Below are 20584 nucleotides of genomic sequence, written 5' to 3'. Positions count from 1 at the left end.
TGGACACGCCGAAAACTCGCCATTTTGTGTGTCGCGCAACGATTCGCGCAGGTACTAGTGCATGGTGGAGGCGGAGTTTCAGTCCCCCACACATCTTTGGAGAGCGATACCCATGGCCCTTCCCACCATGACCCCCGAGCAGCGCAGCGAGGCGCTGGCCAAGGCCGCCGCTGCCCGCACCGCCCGCAAGGAGCTGCTGGACCAGGTGAAAGCCGGCAAGCTGAGCCTGGCCGACGTGCTCGCCAAGTCCGACACCGACGAGCTGGTGAAGAAGACCAAGGTGCTCGCCGTGGTCAAGGCCCTGCCCGGCGTCGGCGCGGTGCGAGCCAGCCAGATGCTCGAGCAGGCGCAGATCGTGGACACCCGTCGCGTGGGTGGCCTGGGCGCCCGGCAGCGTGAGGCGCTGATCTCCGCCGCCTCCTGACCTCCTGACCTGCACCGAGAGCGCCCCGCCAGCTGTCTGGCGTGGCGCTCTCGGCGTTGCAGGCGCACCCTGTGATGCGGCACACGCCGGGCACTGTCGCCCGTGCCCGCCACGACGGGGTGGAGGTTTGCGATGAGCAGCGAGACGCAATCGGAAATGTCGCAGAGCAGTGATGGATCCGAGTCCGGGGAAAGCGATCGGGAGCGCGGCGCGGTGATCAGCTCCGCCGCGACGAGTGAGCCGAACACGGCCACTGACTCGGACAAGTCCGGCAATTCGAAGAATGGCGCGTCGTCGTCCGAGGATTCGGGCAGCGACTCCGGCGACGAGTCGGACGGCGAGTCCGGCAGTGCCGAGACCGAGGTGGACCCGGAGACGCTGAAGGACGCCGAGAAGAAGGTGGCCAACCTGCAGGACCGCTACGAGCCGGGGGCGCGACCGACGGTGGTGGTGCCGGGCACCGGCGGGACGGTGGCCGGGACGGCGTTCGCCGACGACGTCGAGGGGTCGGGCTCCTCGGACTCTGACGACTCAGGCTCGGACGCCAAGGAGACGGACGCCAAGGAGGCGGACGCGAGCTAGCTGCCGGCGAGCAGGTGGGCCAGGTCGTCGGCATCCATCAGGTCGGTCGGCGCCAGCGTCTCGTCGTGGCGGACGTAGTGGAACGCCGCCCGCACCCGCTCCAGCGGCACGTCGGCCAGCTCGGCCCACGCCACCCGGTAGGCCGCCAGCTGCACCTGTAGCGCGTGGCGGCGGGCGGGCTCGGGGACCGCGCCGGTCTTCCAGTCCACCACGGTGAACCCGCCGTCGGCATCGGCGAACACCGCGTCGATCCGCCCGCGCAGCACGGTGCCCGCCAGCACCGTCTCGAAGGGCACCTCCACCTCCACCGGGCGGCGCTGCGCCCAGCTGGAGGCGAGGAATGCGTCCTGCAGCTGCTGCAGGTCGGCCTCGGGCACGGCGTCGGCGTCGGCGGAGCCGGGCAGGTCCTCCATGTCCAGCAACCGGGTGGCGCCGTAGCGGCGCTCCACCCAGGCGTGGAACGCGGTGCCTCGGCGGGCCAGCGGGTTGGGCGGGAACGGCAGCGGCCGGCGCAGCCGCTGGGCCAGCGCGTCGGGGTCGGCGGCCAGCTCCACCAGCTGGCTGACCGACAGCTGGGTGGGCAGGGCCACGTCGCTCACCGTGGCCTGGCGCCGGTTGCGCTCGGCCAGCAGCGCGTCAACGTCGGCGATCCACCCGTCGGGGTCGTCGCGCTCGGTGGTTCCGTCCGGGTCGTCGCCGGCGGGTGCGGCGCTGGCCTGCTGCTCGGCGACCGGCTGGGCGGCCAGGGCGTCGAGCACCCGTGCGGCCCCGGCCTGCACCGCCCCACGGCGCGCGCCGAGCGGGTCGGCCGGCCACACGGCGCTGCGGACCTGGCTGAGCACCGGGTTCTCCGCGTCCTCCTCCGGGGCAGGTGCCCAGTGCTCGACGGTGCCGACCTCGGCCACCAGGTCGTGCAGCGCGGTGAGGAACTCCGACGGTCCGCGCGGGTCCTTGCCGGTGTTGCCCCACTGGTGCCCGGACACCAGCAGGGTGTGCTCGGTGCGGGTGAGCGCCACGTACAGCAGGCGCCGCTCCTCCTGCAGCCGCCGGGCGTCCACCGCCTTCTCGTGGGCGGTGAAGGTGTCCTCCAGCTCCTTGCGGTCGAAGCAGCGGCTGAGGTCGAGCACCGGCACACCCTCGCCACCGTCGGTCTCGGCGGCGTCGCCGCGCAGGTGGGAGGGCAGCTCGGTGGGGTTGAGCAGCCACGACGACGAGCGCTTGGTGGTGGGAAACACCTTGTCGCTCAAGTGCGGAACGGCCACCACCTGCCACTCCAGGCCCTTCGCGGCGTGCACGGTGAGCACCTGGACGCGGTCGGGGTCGACCTCCACCTCGCCGGGGGTGAGCCCGTCCTCGGCGTCCTCGGCGGCGGCGAGGTAGCTGAGCAGCCCCTCGATGGTGGCGGTGGGGGTGTTGCTGGCGTAGCCGGTGACCACGTCGGCGAAGGCGTCGAGGTTGGCTCGGCCACCGGCCCCGTGCACCCCCACCTCGATGTCCACCGCGAGCACCCGCTCCACGTCGGCGACCAGCTCGGGCAGCGGCTGGCTCAGCCGCTCGCGCAGGGCGGCCAGCTCGTCGCCGAGCGCCGCGATGCGCGCGTAGCCGTGGGTGGAGTAGCGGTGTGCGGGGCCAGGGTCGGCCAGGGCGTCCACCAGCCCGGCGACCTCGGCGTCCTCCACCGGCATCGCCGACTCCAGCACGTGGGTGAGGGTGCTCGGCCCCTCCTCCGCCGGTCCGCCGCCGCGGACGGCCAGCTCGGTGGCGCGGCGCCACAGGGTGAGCAGGTCGGCGGCGCCGATGCGCCAGCGAGCGCCGGTGAGCACCCGCACCGCGGCGCTGCCGGCCAGCGGGTCGGCCAGCAGCCGCAGCACGCTCACCACGTCGCGCACCTCGGGGGTGTCCAGCAGTCCTCCGACGCCGACCACCTCCACCGGCAGCCCCTCCGCGCGCAGCGCGTCGGCCACCCCGGCCATGTCGGCGCGGCGGCGGACCAGCACGGCGGCGGTGGGCACCGGCTCGCCGGCGGCGCGGGCCTCGCGGTAGGTGCGGGCGACGTGCCCGGCCACCCAGCCGAGCTCGGTGGCCACGTCGGGCAGCAGCGCGGCGCGCACGTCGCCGGCGGGCGCACCGGGGCGGGCCCGCAGCTCGGACACGGGCACCCCGGTGGCGCGCAGCTCGGCGGAGATGCCGTTGGCCAGGTACAGCGCCTCGGCGGGGTTGCGCCAGCTGGTGAGCAGCTCGCTGCGCGGGGCGGGGCTGCCGGCCCGGTTGCGCGGGAAGTCGGTGGCGAAGCGGGGCAGGTTGGCCGCCGACGCCCCGCGCCAGCCGTAGATCGACTGGATGGGGTCACCCACCGCGGTGAGCGCCAGCTCTGGGTCGCGCCCGCCCCCGAACAGCGAGGTCAACAGCACCCGCTGGGCGTGGCCGGTGTCCTGGTACTCGTCCAGCAGCACCGCCCGGAAGCGCTGACGCTCGGCGGCCCCCACCTCGGGGTGCTCGCGGGCCAGCCGGGCGGCCAGCGACATCTGGCTGCCGAAGTCCAGGGCGGACTCCCGCTGCATGGTCTCGGCGAGCCGCTCCAGCAGGGGCAGCAGGATCAGCCGCTGGTCCTGCGCCTCGAGCACCCGCAGCAGGGGCTTGGTGGGCCCGCCCCGCTGCTTGGGCCCGGGCGGGAGGGTGTGGATGAGCCGGTCGAGCTCGGTGCGGCTGTCCAGCAGCGCCTCCGGCTCCACCAGGTGCTCGGCGAGCTGACCGGCGAGGTCGCGCAGCCGGGCGGTGATGGTGCCGGGCACGGCGGTGGTCTCCAGGTCGTGGCCCCAGGTGCTGACCACGCGGTGCGCCAGCTGCCACGAGGCAGTCTCGCTGAGCAGCGTGGCGGAGGGCTCCACCGGCAGCCGCAGCCCGTGCTCGGCCAGCAGCCGACCCGCGTAGGCGTGGTAGGTGCTGACCTCGGGCTCGGCGGCGCGGACCCGGGCGGTGAGCTCGCCACTGGGGTCCACCCGCTGCAGCAGGTCGGTGCCGGCCAGGCGGTGCAGCCGGGTGCGGATGCGCGAGGCCAGCTGTTGGGCGGCCTTGCGGGTGAAGGTGAGGCCGAGCACCTGGTCGGGCGGCAGGATCCCGTTGGCCACCAGCCACACCACGCGGGCGGCCATGGTCTCGGTCTTGCCGGCCCCGGCACCGGCCACCACCAGCGCCGGACCGAGCGGCGCGGCGATGACCGCCTCCTGCTCGTCGGTGGGCGGCGGCAGGCCCAGGGCGGCGGTGAGCTCGGCGGGGCCGATGCGCGGCGTGCGGGTGAGCGTGCTGGTCATGACCCACCCACCTGGCGGCCGGAGTCCTGGGCCGGGCAGGAGCCGTTGACCGGGCAGTGCGTGCAGCCGTCGTTGACCACGGCGAGAAACCCCGGTCCCTGGGTGGCGGCGGCCGCGTCGATCACCCGGCCGCGCCACTGGGCGCGGGTCTCGTCGGTGAGCGCGGGCTGGCTGCGCTGGGTGGCGCCCTGCTTGGCGTGCGCCTTGGCCACGTAGACCAGCCGGGCCCCACCGGAGGGCGCGTCCGGGCTGACCTCGGCGACACCGCCCTCGGCCGCGGCGACCTGGTAGGTGGCCAGCTGGGCGTGCTCTGCGGCGGCGTCGGCGGTGACCGGGTTCTTGGAGGTCTTGACGTCCACCACCACCAGGCGGCCCAGGGCGTCGCGCTCCAGGCGGTCGATGCGGCCGCGGACGCGGACCTCGAGCTCGGCGGCGCCCTGGTCTGCTTCGGCTGGCGCTTCAGGTTCGTGTGGCGCTTCGGGCTCTGCTGGGCTGCTCTCCGTGCCGGTGCCAGGGCGTCCGCGCAGCAGCACGTCCACGTCCACCTCCACCGCCACCTCGGTGAGGTCGGCGCGGCTGCGCTGCCACCACTGCCGGAAGGTCTCCAGCATCCCGCGGGTGCGCTCCAGCTCCAGTCGGGAGTACCACGGCGCACCCACGTCCACGGCGGTCCACGCTCGCTCCAGGGCGGCGTCCACCTCGTCGGGGTTGGCCTTCTCGGCGATGGCCTGCACCAGGGCGTGCACCAGGGTGCCGGTGACCGCCGCGGTGGCGGAGCCGTCCTGGCCGCCGTGGCGCTCCAGCAGCCAGCGCAGCGGACAGGTGCTGAGCAGGTCCACGGTGGAGGGTGACACCGGGACGGGTCCGTCGCCCGGCTGCCACAGCTGCGCGGCGGTGCTGGTCTCGCCGAGCCCGTACCAGCTGTCCGGGTGGGCCCCACGCACTCCGGCGGCGGCCAGGCGGGCCAGCTGTGCGGCGGCCCGGTCGCGGCGGTCGACGTCGGCCTCCGGGTCGCACACCACGGCCCGCAGGTCGGCCACCAGCTCACCGAGCACCAGTGCCCGGCCCACCGGCGCCGCCCGCGGGTCGGGCTCGTCGGGGTCCACCGAGTCGGCGTCCAGGCCGGACACCTCGTCCACGAACCGGGAGGCCAGCAGGTCGGTGTCGCCGGCGGCGCTGTTCACCGCGGTGACCAGCAGGGTGTGCGCGGCGCGGCTGCACGCCACCAGGAACAGTCGTCGCTCCTCGGCCAGCAGCGGCGCGGTGCGCGAGAGGGTGTCGAACAGCGCCGGGTCGGTGCCGGCGACGATGTCCACCAGCTGCTCGGTGCCCAGCAGGCTGCCCTTGCTGCGCAGCGCCGGCCACAGCCCCTCCTGCACCCCGGACACCGCCACGGTGTGCCACTGCCGCCCCGCCGCGGAGTGCGCGGTGAGCACGGTGACCGCGTCGGTGGTGCCGGCCGCGGTGAGCGCGTCGGTGCCGCCGGTGGCCAGCTCCTGCTCGCTGAGGTACTCCACGAACCCGGCCACGCTGCCCGCGGGCAGCCGGTCGACGTAGCGGGCAGCTGCGTCGAACAGGGCCACCACCGCGTCGAGGTCACGGTCGGCCTGCGCACCGGCCGCTCCCCCGCGGGCGGCCGCGGCCACCCAGCGGCGCTCCAGGGCACTGGCCTGCCAGGCGGCCCACAACACCTCCTCCACCCCGCGGCCGGCGGTGAGCACGGCACGGGCGGCGGCCAGCACCCGCTGCACCCGGCGCAGCGGCTCGGCCTCGGCGGCGGTGAGCGCGGTGAGGGGGTCGTCGGCACGGTTGCGCGCGGTGGAGTCGGCGGAGGGGGCCAGCAGCAGCTCCCGGATCAGCTCGGCGGAGTCGCGGTCACCGCCGGCGGCCAGCTCCACCCGCCGCAGGCCCCGACGCAGCCGGCGCAGCGACACCGGGTCGGCGCCCCCGAACGGGGAGGTGAGCAGGGCCAGGGCCGCCTCGTCGTCGAAGGTGACCGAGTCGTCGTCGGCGGTGAGGGCGGTGAGGGCCAGCAGCAGCCCCTGCGCCGCCTGCTGCCGGGCCAGGGGCAGGTCGGTGGTGGGCACCTGCACCGGCACTCCGGCGGAGAGCAGCGCCCGGCGCAGCGCGGGCAGGGCACGGGTGGTGGAGCGCACGATGACGGCCATCTCGGCGTAGGGAACGCCGTCCATCAGGTGGGCGCGGCGCAGGGTGTCGGCGACATGCGCCGCCTCCTGGGCCACGGTGCGCAGCAGCCGCACCTGCACCCGGCCGGCGGGGCCGTCCGTGCGGGCGGCGGGGCCGCGCTGCGGGGCGGCGCCGGGCAGCCGCGAGCTGATCCGGGACACCACGTCGGCCACCGCGGGGGCGCAGCGGTGGCTGGTGGTGAGCAGCACCCGGTGCCGGGCGGGCAGGTCGGCCAGGAAGGTGGGGTCGGCGCCGCGGAAGCCGTAGATCGCCTGGTCGGTGTCGCCTGCCACCACCACCTCGCGGGCCCCGGCGCCCAGCTGGCGCACCAGCTCGGCGGCGTGCGGGTCGAGGTGCTGGGCGTCGTCCACCAACAGGTGCCGCACCCGGGCGCGCTGGTCGGCCAGCAGCTCCGGATCACCCGCGAAGGCGTCCAGCGCGCCGGAGACCAGGCCGGCGGCGTCCACCGCGGGGGCGCTGGCCTGCGGCGCCTCCATGCCCACCGAGCTGCGCAGCAGCAGCACCTGCTCGTACAGCAGCCCGAAGCGCCCGGCGGCCACCCACTCCTTGCGCTTGTGCGTGCGCCCCAGCTTGACGAGGTCCTCCGGGGCCAGCCCGCGCTCGGCGGCCCGCAGCAACAGGTCGCGCAGCTCGCGGGCGAACCCGATCATCCCCAGGGCGGGGCGCAGCGAGTCCGGCCAGCCGGGGGCGCCGTCGGCGATCTCCCCGCGCAGCAGCTCCCGGATCACCGCGTCCTGCTCGGCGCCGGTGATGAGGCGGGGCGGGGGGTTGTCGTGTGCGGCCGACTGCAGGCGCAGCACCGCGAAGGCGTAGGAGTGCACGGTGCGCACCAGGGGCTCGCGGACGGTCTGCGCGCCTGCACCGCCCACGCCGGCGGCGGCCAGCCCGGCGGTGACCTGCACCCGGATGTCCCGCGCGGCGCGGCGGGAGGCGGTGAGCACCAGCACCGACTCCGGGTCGACCCCCGGGGTGCGCAGTCGCCGCACCGCCAGGTCGACCAGCAGGGACGTCTTGCCGGTGCCGGGACCACCCAGCACCGAGACCGGCGCCCACGCCGCCCGGGGCGCGGGCAGACCGTCGAGCAGCTGGGCCGCCTCCCCGTCCCAGTGCCGGACGGGGTGCGCCACGGCCGGTGCCCGCACCAGGCGGCTGCGCTGCCGCTCCCCCGTCCTGACCACGCGGCTAGGTAAACACGGACCCCCGACAGCTTCGCCGCCGGGCTGGGGCGGGCTGCCAGACTCCGGGGATGTCCTCGCCGCTGCACCTGCACCACCACGGAAGCCCGTCCGGCCCCACCGTCCTTGCCCTGCACGGGGTCACCGGTCACGGCGGGCGCTGGTGGGGGGTGGCCGAGCACCTGCCCGAGGTGAACCTGGTCGCACCCGACCTGCGCGGGCACGGCCGCTCCCCCGGCCGGCCACCGTGGACCATCGACCAGCACGTGGCCGACCTGTGCGCCGTGCTGGCGGAGCTGGACCCCGCCCCGGTGGTGCTGGTGGGGCACTCCTACGGCGGCGCCATCGCGGTGCACCTGGCCCGCGCGGTGCCGCACCGCATCCGCGCGCTGCTGTTGCTGGACCCGGCGATGGCCGTGCCCGCCGGCGCCGCGCTGGAGTGCGCCCAGGCCGCGTGCGCGCCGCCGGTGTTCGCCGACGCCGAGCAGGCCCGGGCGCAGCAGCGCAAGGACTGGGCGGCGGCCCCGCAGGCGGCGGTGGACGCCGAGGTGGCCCAGCACCTGGTGGAGCGGGCCGAGGGCGGCCTGACCTGGCGGTTGTCCACCCCGGCGATGGTGGCGTCGTGGAGCGAGCTGGCCCGGCCGAGCGTCGCCCCGCCGGCCGGGATGCCCACGGTCGTGCTGCGGGCCGGGCAGGTGCACCCGCCCTACCTCACCGACGCCACGCTCGAGGGCTGGCGCGAGGTGCTCGGGGACGCGCTGCGCCTGCAGGTGCTCGACGCAGGGCACATGGTGGAGCAGGAGCAGCCGGCGGTGGTGGCCGAGCTGGTGCGGGCGGCGCTGGTGGAGCAGTGAGCCGGTGAACGAGGAACAGGTGGAACGGGTGCGGGAGCTGCTCCAGCAGGTGCCACCGGGTCGGGTGACCACCTATGGCGACCTGGCTGATGCCGCCGGGCTGAGCTCACCGCGACTGGCTGGACGCATCCTGGCCAAGGACTCCGCCGACCTGGCGTGGCACCGGGTGGTCAACGCCGCAGGCCGGCCGGCGCCGCACAAGAGCGAGGAACAGCTGCAGCGGCTGCGTGCCGAGGGAGCCCCGATCCGCGACGGCCGGGTGGTGCTGAGCGCCGCGCGGTGGCCGTTCGGGGACTAGCTCTCGTCAGTCGGCACCTCGATTCGCCTGCCGCGACGCCACGGCCACGTGCGCCTCAGCGCCGTACCCATCCAGTACTCACCCAGCAGGATCCCGACCAGTCCCACCAGTGCCACCCAGGGCGGGGCCGGGGACCTGATGTCCAGCGAGCGGTAGATGATCCCGGCCAGGACGCCGACCAGGGCGGAGCCGACGTAGCGCACCGCGGTGCCGCGCCAGAACTCGCCGGTCCGGACGAGGTAGAGGCGGGTGAGCACGGACTGCCCGGCCCGCGCGGCGACGCTGGTCATGCCACCTTGTCCCAGAAGCTGTAGCCGACGAGCATCCCGCCCAGCCCGACCAGCGCGACCATCGGTGGGGCCGGCGACTTCACCCGCAGCAGGGCGTAGAGCGCACCGATCAGCACGCCCGCGAGCAACGACTGGATGTAGGTGACCATCGGTTCCCACCTCGCCCCGGAGGTTCTCCCGGCGCCGCCGCAGCCGCGCCTGGCCGGCGCACTCGACCGTACGCCGCGAGCTGGGGCGGGTTTCTCGGCCACATTTGCGGAACCACCGAACTTGTCGGTGGTTCGAACTAGTGTTCGACTCATGGACATGGCCGGTGCCCTCGCAGACCCCGCTGGGGTGGAGCTGTGGCGGCTGGGGTCCGACGAGCTGTTGCCGTTCGCGGTGGCGCTGAGCGGGCGGGTGTCGGCGTTGCAGGGGTTGCAGCTGCGCACGGTGGCAGAGATCGATCGCCGAGGTGTGGCCATCGAGCAGGGGGCGTCGAGCTCGGCGCGCTGGTTGACCGACGCCACGCGGGTTGCCCCTGCCGCGGCGTCGCGGATGGTGCGGCTCGGGCTGGCGTTGAGCCGGCTGCCGGACGTGTCGACGGCGCTGGAGCGCGGTGTGATCTCCACTGATCACGCGGAGGTAATCGTGCGGGTGCTGCAGCAGCTGCCCGACGACCTTCCCGATGACGGGGTGGACGCGTGCCGCACCTACCTGCTGGACGCCGCCCGCCTGGAGGACCCACAGGCGCTGAATCGCCGCGGTCGCGACCTGCTGGCACGCATCTGCCCCGACGATGCTGAGCTCACCGAGGAACACGCCGTTGCGCGGCGAGAACTACGAATCAGTGACTGCGGCGACGGGCTGCACAAGGTGACCGGCTGGCTGGACACCGAAGCCGCCGAGCTCGCCCGCTCCGTGCTCTCACCGCTAGCCAAGCCGCGCCCCGCCGACGACGGCGAGCGTGACACCCGGTCACCGGCCAAACGCCTCGGGGACGCCTTCGTCGACCTGCTCGGCCGGGCCGCCGACCACGCCTGCGTGCCCGGGGAGGGCTACGCCCGCCCGCACCTCAACCTGCACGTGCGCGCCGACGCCCTCGCCGCCCGCCATGGCCCCGCCGCCGAGCTCACCTTCCTCGGCCCCTTGTCCATCGCCGCCGCCCGCCGGTTGGCCTGCGACGCCGAAGTCACCCCCATGACGCTGGACGAGAACGGCGCACCCCTCGACGTCGGACGCACCACCTACGTCGTGTCCGGTGGCCTGCGCAGGGCACTCATCGCCCGCGACCGCGGCTGCGCCTTCCCCGGCTGCGGCCGACCCCCCGGCTGGTGCCACGCCCACCACATCATCCACTGGGCGGACACTGCGACACCGCGCTAGACAAACTGACTAGTCGCTAGTACGCCCCCAAACCCCGGCGAGAGTGGACGCGCAGGAGCAGACTCACACTCTGCGTGGCGTGGAGCGCAAAAGATCCGAGATCTTTCCGTGAAAGAATGCCGAACGTATGCCGATTTGGCGAAGATGTGCGTACAGTCAGCCCTGCGATCCTCACCCCAGGCCATTCGAGAGCCGCTCCCCTTGAGGACGTAGTCAGGAGATCCATCATGGCTAGAACGCGTTACGCGTACACGTTGCCTTCCCACCCCGTTGACTACGGGGTGGAGTTGTCCGTAGACGAGTTGGAAGTCGATCCGCAGGCGCAGCGAACGCTCAACGAGAAGCGCGCCCAGGGAATCGCGGACAACATGGTCGAGGAGGCCATCGGATCCGTTGTCGTGTCGCAGCGGGCCGACGGACGCAAGATGATCGTCGACGGGATGCACCGCACCCGCGCCAAGCAGTTGCGGGGGCTGTCGAAGATCATCGGAGAGGTGCACCACGACCTCACGGTCATGGAGGAAGCGGTTCTCTTCCTGATCAAGAACCGTGAGTCGAACAAGCCCAACGCCCTGGACGAGTACAAGGTCGGGCTCACAGCGGGTCTGCCGCTGTTCGTCGACACCGACAAGGTGCTGACCGACCACAGCCTGGACATCGGGTCGACCTCGACGAACAGCGTGGGTGCAGTCGCCGGCATTCTTCGTATCGTCGACGGTGAGGGCCCGGAGATCCTGGATCGTGTCCTGACCATCGCGGAGCTTGCCTGGGGACGGAACGCGGCCACCTGGGACGGGGTTCTGCTGGGGGGTCTGGCCCAGTTCATCGGCCGTCACGGTGACCTGGTCGACGACGATTCTCTGTCATCGAAGTTGGCCAAGAGTGGGACCGCCCAGCAGTGGATCGGAGCGGTGCACTCTCGCGCTAGTGGCGGCGGTCTACACAACAGCGGCACTGGCTCGCGGGTCTCGACCTGCTACGCGCTCATGGTGCAGGCCTGGAACAAGGGCAAGACGAAGAACCGCATCGTCACCTGATCCGAACACAGGCCGCCAAGAGGGGCCGCACCCGTAAGGGTGCGGCCCCTCTTGTTGACTCGAACTAGCAACATAACTCGGGACGCCGTGGACCTTCAATATCAAGCTGATCAGTGACCTCGGTGTCGGTGCGGGTCAGCTCGAAAAGAGGCCCGGAAGGCCGTCGGCTATATCGCCAAGAATGTTGCAAAGTCCTTCGGTAATGACCGTCCCGCCGGGTTGCATCGTTACGACCAGGCACAGGGCTTCCAGCCGTCCGCGGTGCGGTTGATGGGGCGCAGCGCGGACGAGATGGTCGCGCAGGCGTCGGAGATGTTCGGGGCGGACCCGTCCTATCGTTGGTCCTCGGCCGAGGTGCCCGACTGGCGAGGTGGCGTCGCGATCTGGGCGCAGTGGTCCTGACCATGGCCGACAACTCGAATCTGACGGCGGACTAGGTGCAAGCATGGTCCCCGGATTCCTCCAACCATGCAGTCAGCGAGCGCGAATAGTCCCCCGCCAAGTACCGAGCCACCAACTGTCGGACTACTGCTGCCTCCTCGTCAGTCACGACCATCTTGGTCGCGTCGTAGCCGAAGGGACGCTGGTTCCCGCCGTGTGGCATCCCGGCTTGGGCGACCTGATCCAGCTTGCGCTTGACTCGCCGGCTCTTGTCGGCGGACTCCGTGGCCGCCACCGCACCCTGGATACGCATCACTATCAACCGTCGCCCGTCACGAAGTTAGCGTCCCCCACCACGAACCGGAGGTGCGCGACCCGTGCCGTTTCGAGCACCTTGACGAACTGCTCCAGCTCAATCGACTTCCGGATCAGTCCGTCAACGTGACAGACGGTGACCGCGACGCGCTCACCATCACACAGGTTAGCAAGCATCAGTTCATACGCAGGGCCACCAGTCCCTGGACTGCCTCACCTCGAGGTGGCCCCGTGCGGCTCGAGCGCGGCGTAGAAGTCCAGGTGCGCCCGCGCCGCGTCGTCCCAGCTGTGTCGCAGGGCCAGCTCGCGCCCGGCCGCGCGATCTCCGCCCGGCCAGGCCAGGGCAGCGGCCATCTCCGCGTGGGTCGAGGCAAAGGCCACGGTGGTGCCGAACACCTCCCGCAGCACGGGCAGGTCACGCGCCACCACCGGCACGCCCGCGGCCAGGGCCTCCATCGCCGCCATCCCGAAACCCTCCTTCGTGGACAGGAACGCGAACACCGACGCCTGCGCCACCAGCGACGGCAGCTCCTCCTCGGCCACCGTGCCCAGCACCCGCGGCTGCACCCCCAGCTCGGCGCAGCGCTTGTCGAACGCCTCCCGGTACCAGCGGTAGTCGAACAACGTCTCGCCGCCGGCGAACACCAGGCTCAGCCCCGGCCGCTCCCGCGCGAGCAGCGCGTACGCCTCCACCAGGTCGATGCTGCCCTTGCGGGGCTCGATGCCGCCCACCGCCAGCACGTACTCGCCCAGCTCCTCCGCCCACCGCCGCCGGCCGGCAACATCCGCGGCGCCATCGGAAAAGCGTTGCGCGTCAACACCATTCGGGATCACCGTGGGCGTCAGGTCCCACCCGTCCTGCACCTCGCGGGCCACCGCCGCCGAGACGCAGACCCGCGCGTAGGGCTCCACCACCGCCCGCTCGTGGCAGGCGGCCAGCTCGGGTGTGGCGAACTCGTCGAGGTGGTGGATGGTGCGCACGCACCGGCCCACGGCGTTGGCGCTGATGCAGTCCTGCGCGTGCACCACGTCGTAGTCCTCAGGCGTGAACGCCACCCCCAGCACCGCGATGGAGCGCAGGATGCGATCGCCGACGTCCTCGCCGTCGATGGGGGCAAAGGGCACCACCCGCACGTGCACCGCCGGATCCACCGGGCGGAAGAAGGCGTCATCGCCGCCGCGGCCCAGCGTCCACACCCACACCTCCGCACCGGCACGGGCCAGCGCCTCGGCCAGCGCCAAGGTGTGCACCACACCGCCGCGCGGCTTGGTGGAGTAGGTGATCAGCGCGATGCGCACAGCTCAGCCTTCCTTCTCGTCCAGCAGGTTCCGGTAGGTGTCCACCCGGCGCTCGTCCAGGTGCCGCAGCACCCGCCGCGCCCGGTCCACCTCGGTGTCCACGTCCACCTCCGCCACCGCCATCCCGCCCTTCGTCCCGGTGCGGGCCAGCACGTCCCCACCCGGACCCACCACCTTGGCCTGGCCGAGGAACCGCAGACCGCCCTGCACGCCGGTCTGGTTGGACGACACCAGCACCACCTGGTTCTCCGCCGCGCGTGCCGAGTCATACAGGTCGAACAGTCGCGACTGCCGGTCCTGCGGCAACCGCTCGGTGCGGTCGGTGACGTTGGCCGGCCACGCCGACAGCGCCGCGATGATCCGCGCGCCGTCCAGCGCAAGGGTGCGGGCCGCCTCCGGGAAGGTCTTGTCGTAGTCGATCAGCATCCCCATGCGCCCCACCGGGGTGTCGAACGCCGAGAAGCTGTCGCCCGCGCTGTAGGCCAGGAACTCCCCGGCCGGCTGGTGCACCTTGCGGTGGCTGCCCAGGACGCCGTCGCCGGTGACGCAGGCCGCCGCGTTGTAGCGGCGCCCCTCGTGCAGCTCGGTGTAGCCGATGCACACCGTCATGGGGCCGGCCATCGCGCTGATGGCTGCCAGCTCAGGGCCGTCCGCGCGCAGCGGAGGTGGCAGCTCGTCGGGATCCGGGCGCCGCAGGTCCGAAAGGTAGCCACCCAGGCAGGCGTCCGGCAGCACCAGCAGGTCGATGCCGCTGTCGACCGCCGCCGCCAGGATGGTCTCCAGCTTGACCATCGCCCGCCCCACGTCGCGGCCGAAGTGCCCCGCCAGCGCGGCCAGCCGCACGGTGGCCTAGGCCAGCGCCGCGTGCAACGGGCCGACCGGCGCAGCGCCGACCGGCGCGGCGGCGAGGATCTGCTCGGCCAGGTGCGCGGCGTCGCGGGCCACGCCGGCGAAGCGGCCGGAGCCCCAGGTGTGCTGCCAGGGCAGCCCCAGGAAGTACAGCCCGTCCACGGCCGTCACCCCGCGCTGGTGGCAGGGCCGCCCCTCGCCGTCGAAGACCCCGGCGTGCAGCCACCGGTAGTCGGTGCGGAAGCCGATGGACCAGACGACCGAGGTGACGCCGACCTCGTCCAGGCGCAGCTCGGTCACCTCGCGCTCCGGGGTCCACACCGGTTGGTAGCGCGGCTCCGTCGGTGCGTCGATTCCCGCGCGCTCGATGTGGGCGTCGATGGAGTCCTTGATGGACTCCATCACCTGGTCGGCGGCGTCCAGCGAGCGGCCCAGCGTGGGCGCCAGCTGCAGGGTGTCGTCGGTGACCTCCAGCAGCCGCCCGTACAGCTTCATCCCGCGCCGGGCGAAGTCGCGCAGGTCGATGTCGCGCCCGCCGTCGCGGCCGGTGACGTAGTGGTTGGTGTTCTCCCGCTTGGCCAGCCCGCCGGGGTGCTCGGCGATGGACACGTCGTAGGTGCCCATGTCGTGCAGCCACGCCACGCAGTCCCGGCCGCGGTAGAACCGCGCCACCCGCGGGGCGCTGCCGGTCACCAGGTGCACGGTGCGCCCGGAGAGCATCAGGTCCTCGGCGATCTGGGCACCGGACTGGCCGTTGCCCACCACCAGCACCTCTCCCGGCGGCAGCGCGTCCGCGGACTTGTACTGCGAGGAGTGCAGCTGCACGAGCGAGGCAGGCAGCCGCTCGGCCAGCCGCGGGATCACCGGCAGGTGGTAGCCGCCGGTGGCCACCACCACCTGCCGGCAGTGGATCGGCCCCGCGGTCGTGTCCACGTCGAACCCGCCGTCGGCCGCCTGGTGCACCGAGGTCACCGTCACGCCCTCGCGCAGCGGCACCGGGAAGCTCTCCGCGTAGCCGCGGACGAAGTCGTAGGTCTGCTCGCGGGTCATGAACCCGTCGGGGTCGTCGCCGGCGTAGGAGTAGCCGGGCAAGGTGCACTGCCAGTTCGGCGTCACCAGGGTGAAGCTGTCCCAGCGGCTGTCCCGCCACTCGTGCGCCACGGTGTCGCGCTCGAGCACCACGTGGTCCACCCCCTGCTGCACCAGGTGCCAGCTGATGCTGAGCCCGGCCTGGCCGCCGCCGACCACCACCACCTCGCGCTGCTCGGTCATCGCACACCTCCGGGGACGCTCGCCGGGTTCATGGCCAGCACCCGCACCGGGGCACTGGGGTCGTGCTGGGCAGCTGCGGCCTCCAGCTCGGCCACCTGCTGCATCGCCGAGGTGCAGTACGTGCCGAACTTGGCGCGCACCCGCTCGCTGGCCTCGTTGAGCGCGGTGCGGCTGCGGGCCAGGAACTCCGCCACCGCGTAGGTCTCGCCCGCGGTGAGGTGGTCGTGCATCACCAGCGACGGGGAGTAGCAGGACTGGCAGGTGCCGTCGGGCCACTGCACGGTGAAGGTCATCTCAGGCATGGGCGAGCACCTCCTGTGCCACGCGGTTGGCCTCCACCACGTCGCCGTAGAGCTCGGGGCGGCGGTCGCGCAGGTTGTACATGCCGCCGCCGCGGATGGCCGCCAGCTCGGCCTGCACGTCGAGGCGCGCCGACGCCAGCCCGGGTGCGGTGCCGGTGTCGGCGAGCACCTCCCCGCCGGGGCCCACGATCTTGGCGCTACAGACAAAGCGCAACGAGCCGAAGGTGCCCGCCTGGTTGGACGCCACCCACACCACCTGGTTCTCGGTGGCCCGCGCCCGGTCGTAGATGTCGAAGCGCTGCTTCCAGCGGTCGGCCTCCAGGGTCTCCGCCGGCGAGGTCCGCGCCGTGGGCCAGGCCGACAGCGAGGTGATGATCTCCGCCCCGTCCAGCGCCAGCGCGCGGGCGGCCTCGGGGAAGGCCTTGTCGTAGCAGATCTGCATGCCCATCCGGCCGACCGGAGTGTCGAAGGCGGCGAAGCCGGTGCCGGCGGCGTAGCAGAGGTTCTCCCCCAGCGGCTGGTGCACCTTGCGGTAGGAGCCGAGGATGCCGTCACCGGTGAGGGTGACCGCGGCGTTGTAGCGGGTGTCGCCGTCGGCCTCGCAGAAGCCGAGGGTGACGACCAGGTCGCCGGCCAGCTCCCGCACCCGGCGCAGCTCCGGCCCACCCAGCTCCAGCGCGGGCGGCAGGTTGGCCAGCCGGCGCTGCCGGGCCTCCTCGTCCTCGGTGCCCCCGCCCAGGCTGGGCAGGTACCCGCCGAGGCAGGCCTCGGGCAGCACCAGCAGCTGGCTGCCGGCGGCGCGGGCCTGCTCCATCAGCGCGGCGATGGTGGCGTAGCTCTGCTCCAGGTCGCGGCCGAACTCGGCGGCGGCGACGGAGATTCCGGTGGTGCTCATGCTGCTCCCAGTCCTGTGACGGTGCTGTGCACCGCGCGGGTGGTCATCCCGTCGGGCCAGCGCAGGCTGACCCCGGGTTCGGTCGTGAGCTCTCCGCACACCGCGGAGGTGGCCGGCCCCGCCGGTGGCACGGCACGACCAGGACGGTCGGCGGTCACCATGGCGAAGCCGGGAAAACAGGTCATCCAGTCGCCCATGGCCGCCCCACGGGGACGGGGCAGCGCGGCGACGTCGAGCACCGCGCCCAGCCCGCTGGCCTCGGCCAGCATCCCGGTGGTGCCGGCGAGGCCCGCCATGCTGACGTCCTTGGCTGCGGCCGGCCGAGCCCGGGCCACGAAGGAGCCCATCGTGGTGAGCTCCTCGCCGGTGCGTCCGGACGTGGAGTCCCACTGCTGACCCTGGTAGCCCGGGCGCCACTGCCCACCCAGGTCGGCGGTCAGCCGCAGCACGTCGCCCAGGCGTCCCCCGCCGGCGGGCACCGGGTGCGTGGTGCGCCCCAGCGCGGTCACCGACAGCGCGGCCGGCACCCCCAGCTGGGTGTGCCCGCCCAGCACCGGCACGCCCCAGGTCTGGGCGGCGCGGGCCAGCCCACGGATCACCCGGGTGAGCACCGAGCGGTTGGGCGCGCCGACCGCGTCGAGCAGCCCCACCGGCGTGGCCCCCATGGCGGAGAGGTCGTTGAGGTTGACCAGCGCCGCGCACCAGCCCGCCCACTCCGGGTCGCGCTGCACCATTGCCGGCACGATGGCGTCACAGGCGGCCACCAGGTCGCTGCCCGGCACCGGCACCCCGTCGTCACCGCGGAAGCCGCTGCCGCCCAGTCCCATCGGCACCTGCATCAGCGGAGCCAGCGCGTCGGCCAGCACCGCCTTGGTGCCCTCCACCAGCCGCTGCACCCGGTCGATGGGCCACAGCATCTGCACGTGCGGACGTCCCTGCAGCACGGTATCGCCCACCCGCGTCCAGCCCAGCCGGGTGAACATCGCCTCGTGCTGGGGCTGCACGGTGGCGTCGAAGCGCAGCACCCCGTGGGCCTCGGCGTGCGCACACGCCGCCCGCACCAGCGCCTTGCCGATGCTGCTGCCGTGGCGGGCACCGGCGGCCACCACCAGCCGGCTGCCCGCCCACCAGCCCAGGTCCACGGCGGTGCTCGGCGCCAGCCGCACCCCGCCCAGCACCCGGCCCGCACCGTCGGTGGCCACCAGCACCACCGCGCGCGGGTCGTCGTCCACGTCGTCGCGGTCGGTGCCGGTGAACAGGCCCTGCTCGGCCACGAAGGTCTCCCGCCGCAGCGCCCGGTAGGCGGCCAGCGCCTGTGGAGTCTCTGCCGGGGCGAGGAGGAAGGCCGGCAGCGGGCTGGGCTGCACCCCGGCCAGCAGCGCCACGTCCAGCACGGTCATCTCAGCCGCCCGCGTTCTGCAGCACGCTGCACGCCCCGCAGGCCGCGCAGCCGGCCTTTTGGTCGGCCCCGAGCATCCCGGCGGCCTGCAGCTCCTTGGCCACCCGCCGGGTGACGTCCTCCACCAGCTCGGCCGAGGGCGCCTGGGCCCCGTCCGCGACGGCGAGGGTGCCGGCCAGCGGGCGGAACGGCACCACGAACGGGTACACCCCGAGCGCGATGAGCTCGGCGGCCCCGGCCACCAGCTCGTCGGGGTCCTCGCCCAGCCCGATCAGCAGGTAGGTGCTGACCTGGTTGCGGCCGAACACCCGCACCGCCTCCGCCCACGCCCGGCGGTACTCCGCCAGCGGCACGGTGGACTTGCCCGGCATCCACCGACGGCGCACCTCGTCGTCCAGGGACTCCACGTGGATGCCGATGGACACCGCGCCGGCCTCGTGCAGCTCGGTGATGGTGTGCAGGTCGCCCGGCGGCTCGCACTGCACCTGGATCGCCATGTCTGGCACCGCCGCCTTCACCGCCCGCACGCAGCGGGCCAGGTGGCGCGCCCCGCGGTCGGTGGCCGCCGAGGTGCCGGTGGTCATGATCATCTGGCGCACCCCGTCCAGGCGGACCGCGGCCTCGGCCACCTCGGCCAGCTGCTCCGGCCGCTTCACCGCGATGGTGGAGCCGGCGTTGAGCGACTCCTCGATGGAGCAGAACCGGCAGCGCTGCGACGGGTCGTAGCGGATGCAGGTCTGCACCACCGTGGTGGCCAGCACGTTGGTGCCGTGCAGCCGGGCGATCTGCTCGTAGGAGACCCCCTCGGCGGTGGCCAGGTCGTAGAAGCGCGGCCGCTGCACGGGGGTGATGTCCACGCCCATGTCGGTGCCGTCGAGCAGCAGGCGGTTGCCGCTCACCTCGTAGGGGCTGTCGGAGCGGATCGGGATGGTGCCGCCCACGCCGCCGATGAGGACGTGCCCGTCGTCGCTGGGCCCGGCTCCGGAGCGCCGGCGCACCGGCGCGTCCAGCAGCCGGACCCCGCGGACGGCGAGGTCAGCTCGGGTGGAGAGGCTCACGGGGTGCCACCGCCTCAGACCATGTAGGTCGAGTTGATGATGGCGCCCTTGCGGGCGTAGTGGATGAGGGCGTCCTGCACGTCCAGCGGGTGCGCGGGAATGACGCCCTCGATGAGGTCCTCCTCGCGCAGGCCGTGCAGGGCGAGGCCGAAGCGGCAGGCGAACACCGTGCCGCCCTCCTTGATGAAGCTGCAGAGCGCGTCGTTGATGTTCTGCTCGCCCGGGAAGCCGCTGTCGCCGGCCGTGGGGAAGCCGCGGGTGGCGATGGCGTTCATCGCGCCCGGTCCGTAGAAGTAGATGGCCGACTCGAAGCCCTTGCGCAGCGCCCGGGTGGCCTGCAGCACCGCCACGAAGCTCACCGAGGACTCGTGGGCGATGCCGTGCACCAGGGTGAAGTAGCTCTCGCCGTTCTCGGCCTGGTAGTCGGGGAAGATCTTGGTGGAGCCGTAGATGTTGGTGCCCTTGGGCAGTGCCGGGTGCGGGATCTCCTCCAGCGAGCGCTGCATGTTCTCGGCGATGGTCTGGTCGATGTCCGACACGAGTGCCTCCTGGGTGCGCGGGAAGCCAGATCCGCTCTGGCCTGGAGGCAAGTACAGACCCCGACTATTGCCGGTTGGTCACCGTCGGAATGCTCACCCGTTACGCAGCGAAACGTCTGGGTTACGTGTTGCGCACACACGCCACGGGCCCACACCGAGGTGCAGGCCCGTGGACGGATCAGTGGGGAGCTCAGGCGGTGGGGCTCGTCCGCACGTCGGCGCGCCGCTTGGCGTCGAGGTAGGGCAGCAGGAAGCCTAGGGCGATCATGCCGACCCCGAGGCCGAAGTGCAGCCAGTCATCTGCGGTGTTCACCGGGATGAAGTTGGCGCCGCTGTCCTTGTCGATGACGAGGCCGTAGATCCACAGCACCAGGTAGATGATCCCGCCGACGATCAGGTAGAGCTTGGCGGTGTTGGCGGCGCGAGCCAGCGCCACTCCGGCGACGCCGAACAGCAGGTGCACGATGTTGTGCAGGATCGAGACCTCGAAGATCCCCAGCAGCTTGGCACCGGACTCGTGCCCGGCGAAGTCGAGCATGTCGTAGTCGGTGGTGACGCCGGGGATGAAGCCCAGGATCCCCACGAGCAGGAAGACCACGCCCACCACGAGGGCACCGTACTGAACCAGCGATCGAGCTTGCGACTGCGGTGCGGACATCATGAACACCCTTCTCTTGCGGTTGTCGACGCGTGCCGTGGTGCGCCTCGACTTGACGCAGCCACGACGCTAG

21 protein-coding genes are annotated in these 20584 nt (G+C 73.0%); 7 read left to right on the top strand and 14 right to left on the bottom strand.

Annotated features, from left to right (window positions below):
- Positions 1-112 precede the first annotated feature (112 nt).
- Both mihF and AC3YO9_RS07180 read left to right on the top strand, forming a co-directional pair.
- On the top strand, positions 113-424 hold the full coding sequence (mihF, locus tag AC3YO9_RS07185; RefSeq protein ID WP_127783668.1) for an integration host factor, actinobacterial type: 312 nt from the start codon (positions 113-115) through the stop codon (positions 422-424).
- A gap of 132 nt (positions 425-556) precedes the next feature.
- A complete protein-coding gene (locus AC3YO9_RS07180; protein WP_489982678.1) occupies positions 557-1006 on the top strand; it encodes a hypothetical protein in 450 nt (149 codons plus the stop codon).
- Here the strand turns inward: AC3YO9_RS07180 and AC3YO9_RS07175 are convergent.
- Positions 1003-4317 carry an ATP-dependent helicase gene (locus tag AC3YO9_RS07175; RefSeq protein ID WP_489982677.1) on the bottom strand — a complete coding sequence of 1105 codons (3315 nt, stop codon included), beginning with the start codon at positions 4315-4317 and terminating at the stop codon, positions 1003-1005. The genes AC3YO9_RS07180 and AC3YO9_RS07175 overlap by 4 nt on opposite strands.
- On the bottom strand, positions 4314-7703 hold the full coding sequence (locus AC3YO9_RS07170; protein ID WP_489982676.1) for an ATP-dependent helicase: 3390 nt from the start codon (positions 7701-7703) through the stop codon (positions 4314-4316). Before AC3YO9_RS07170 ends, AC3YO9_RS07175 begins: the two co-directional genes overlap by 4 nt.
- Positions 7704-7771: 68 nt before the next feature.
- On the opposite strand from AC3YO9_RS07170, the gene AC3YO9_RS07165 reads away from it, so the two are divergent.
- Positions 7772-8554, top strand: coding sequence for an alpha/beta fold hydrolase (locus AC3YO9_RS07165; RefSeq protein WP_489982675.1), 783 nt, complete (start codon positions 7772-7774; stop codon positions 8552-8554).
- A 4-nt stretch (positions 8555-8558) separates the two neighbouring features.
- Positions 8559-8852, top strand: a complete 294-nt coding sequence (locus tag AC3YO9_RS07160; RefSeq protein ID WP_489982674.1) for an MGMT family protein — start codon at positions 8559-8561, stop codon at positions 8850-8852.
- Here AC3YO9_RS07160 and AC3YO9_RS07155 read toward each other — a convergent pair.
- A complete protein-coding gene (locus AC3YO9_RS07155) occupies positions 8849-9142 on the bottom strand; it encodes a DUF1427 family protein (RefSeq protein WP_489982673.1) in 294 nt (97 codons plus the stop codon). The genes AC3YO9_RS07160 and AC3YO9_RS07155 overlap by 4 nt on opposite strands.
- Positions 9139-9291, bottom strand: a complete 153-nt coding sequence (locus tag AC3YO9_RS07150; RefSeq protein WP_489982672.1) for a DUF1427 family protein — start codon at positions 9289-9291, stop codon at positions 9139-9141. Before AC3YO9_RS07150 ends, AC3YO9_RS07155 begins: the two co-directional genes overlap by 4 nt.
- A gap of 151 nt (positions 9292-9442) precedes the next feature.
- Between AC3YO9_RS07150 and AC3YO9_RS07145 the strand changes: the two genes are divergently transcribed.
- The 3 genes from AC3YO9_RS07145 (at position 9443) to AC3YO9_RS07135 (ending at position 11946) form a co-directional block, all read left to right on the top strand.
- Positions 9443-10507, top strand: a complete 1065-nt coding sequence (locus AC3YO9_RS07145; RefSeq protein ID WP_489982671.1) for an HNH endonuclease signature motif containing protein — start codon at positions 9443-9445, stop codon at positions 10505-10507.
- A 287-nt stretch (positions 10508-10794) separates the two neighbouring features.
- Positions 10795-11544: a DUF6551 family protein gene (locus AC3YO9_RS07140; RefSeq protein ID WP_489982670.1), complete on the top strand. Its 750-nt coding sequence runs from the start codon at positions 10795-10797 to the stop codon at positions 11542-11544.
- A gap of 219 nt (positions 11545-11763) precedes the next feature.
- Entirely contained in the window at positions 11764-11946 is a 183-nt protein-coding gene (locus AC3YO9_RS07135; RefSeq protein ID WP_489982669.1) for a hypothetical protein, read from the top strand.
- A 297-nt stretch (positions 11947-12243) separates the two neighbouring features.
- Here the strand turns inward: AC3YO9_RS07135 and AC3YO9_RS07130 are convergent, their stop codons facing one another.
- From AC3YO9_RS07130 to AC3YO9_RS07085, 10 genes are all read right to left on the bottom strand, one after another.
- Entirely contained in the window at positions 12244-12417 is a 174-nt protein-coding gene (locus AC3YO9_RS07130; RefSeq protein ID WP_489982668.1) for a hypothetical protein, read from the bottom strand.
- A 36-nt stretch (positions 12418-12453) separates the two neighbouring features.
- The gene (locus AC3YO9_RS07125; protein ID WP_489982667.1) at positions 12454-13539 is read right to left on the bottom strand and encodes an MSMEG_0565 family glycosyltransferase; all 1086 of its coding nucleotides are present in this window, start codon (positions 13537-13539) and stop codon (positions 12454-12456) included.
- A 3-nt stretch (positions 13540-13542) separates the two neighbouring features.
- Positions 13543-14331, bottom strand: a complete 789-nt coding sequence (locus tag AC3YO9_RS07120; protein WP_489983435.1) for a carbon-nitrogen hydrolase family protein — start codon at positions 14329-14331, stop codon at positions 13543-13545.
- A gap of 57 nt (positions 14332-14388) precedes the next feature.
- Positions 14389-15660, bottom strand: coding sequence for an MSMEG_0569 family flavin-dependent oxidoreductase (locus tag AC3YO9_RS07115; protein ID WP_489982666.1), 1272 nt, complete (start codon positions 15658-15660; stop codon positions 14389-14391).
- The gene (locus tag AC3YO9_RS07110) at positions 15657-15962 is read right to left on the bottom strand and encodes an MSMEG_0570 family nitrogen starvation response protein (protein WP_127783679.1); all 306 of its coding nucleotides are present in this window, start codon (positions 15960-15962) and stop codon (positions 15657-15659) included. The genes AC3YO9_RS07115 and AC3YO9_RS07110 overlap by 4 nt, the downstream gene beginning before the upstream one ends.
- Entirely contained in the window at positions 15955-16857 is a 903-nt protein-coding gene (locus tag AC3YO9_RS07105; protein ID WP_127783680.1) for a carbon-nitrogen hydrolase family protein, read from the bottom strand. Before AC3YO9_RS07105 ends, AC3YO9_RS07110 begins: the two co-directional genes overlap by 8 nt.
- Positions 16854-18257, bottom strand: coding sequence for an MSMEG_0567/sll0787 family protein (locus tag AC3YO9_RS07100; protein ID WP_489982665.1), 1404 nt, complete (start codon positions 18255-18257; stop codon positions 16854-16856). Before AC3YO9_RS07100 ends, AC3YO9_RS07105 begins: the two co-directional genes overlap by 4 nt.
- Before the next feature lies 1 nt (position 18258).
- A complete protein-coding gene (locus AC3YO9_RS07095; protein WP_489982664.1) occupies positions 18259-19314 on the bottom strand; it encodes an MSMEG_0568 family radical SAM protein in 1056 nt (351 codons plus the stop codon).
- Between the two features lie 14 nt (positions 19315-19328).
- Complete coding sequence (locus AC3YO9_RS07090; RefSeq protein WP_127783683.1) at positions 19329-19853, bottom strand: MSMEG_0572/Sll0783 family nitrogen starvation response protein; 525 nt, start codon at positions 19851-19853, stop codon at positions 19329-19331.
- 190 nt (positions 19854-20043) lie between these two features.
- Positions 20044-20514: a DUF4383 domain-containing protein gene (locus tag AC3YO9_RS07085; protein ID WP_127783684.1), complete on the bottom strand. Its 471-nt coding sequence runs from the start codon at positions 20512-20514 to the stop codon at positions 20044-20046.
- Between the last annotated feature and the right edge of the window lie 70 nt (positions 20515-20584).

The organism is Rhodococcus sp. Z6_132 (genome assembly GCF_058133635.1).
This window is presented reverse-complemented; position numbering and strand designations above follow the sequence as displayed.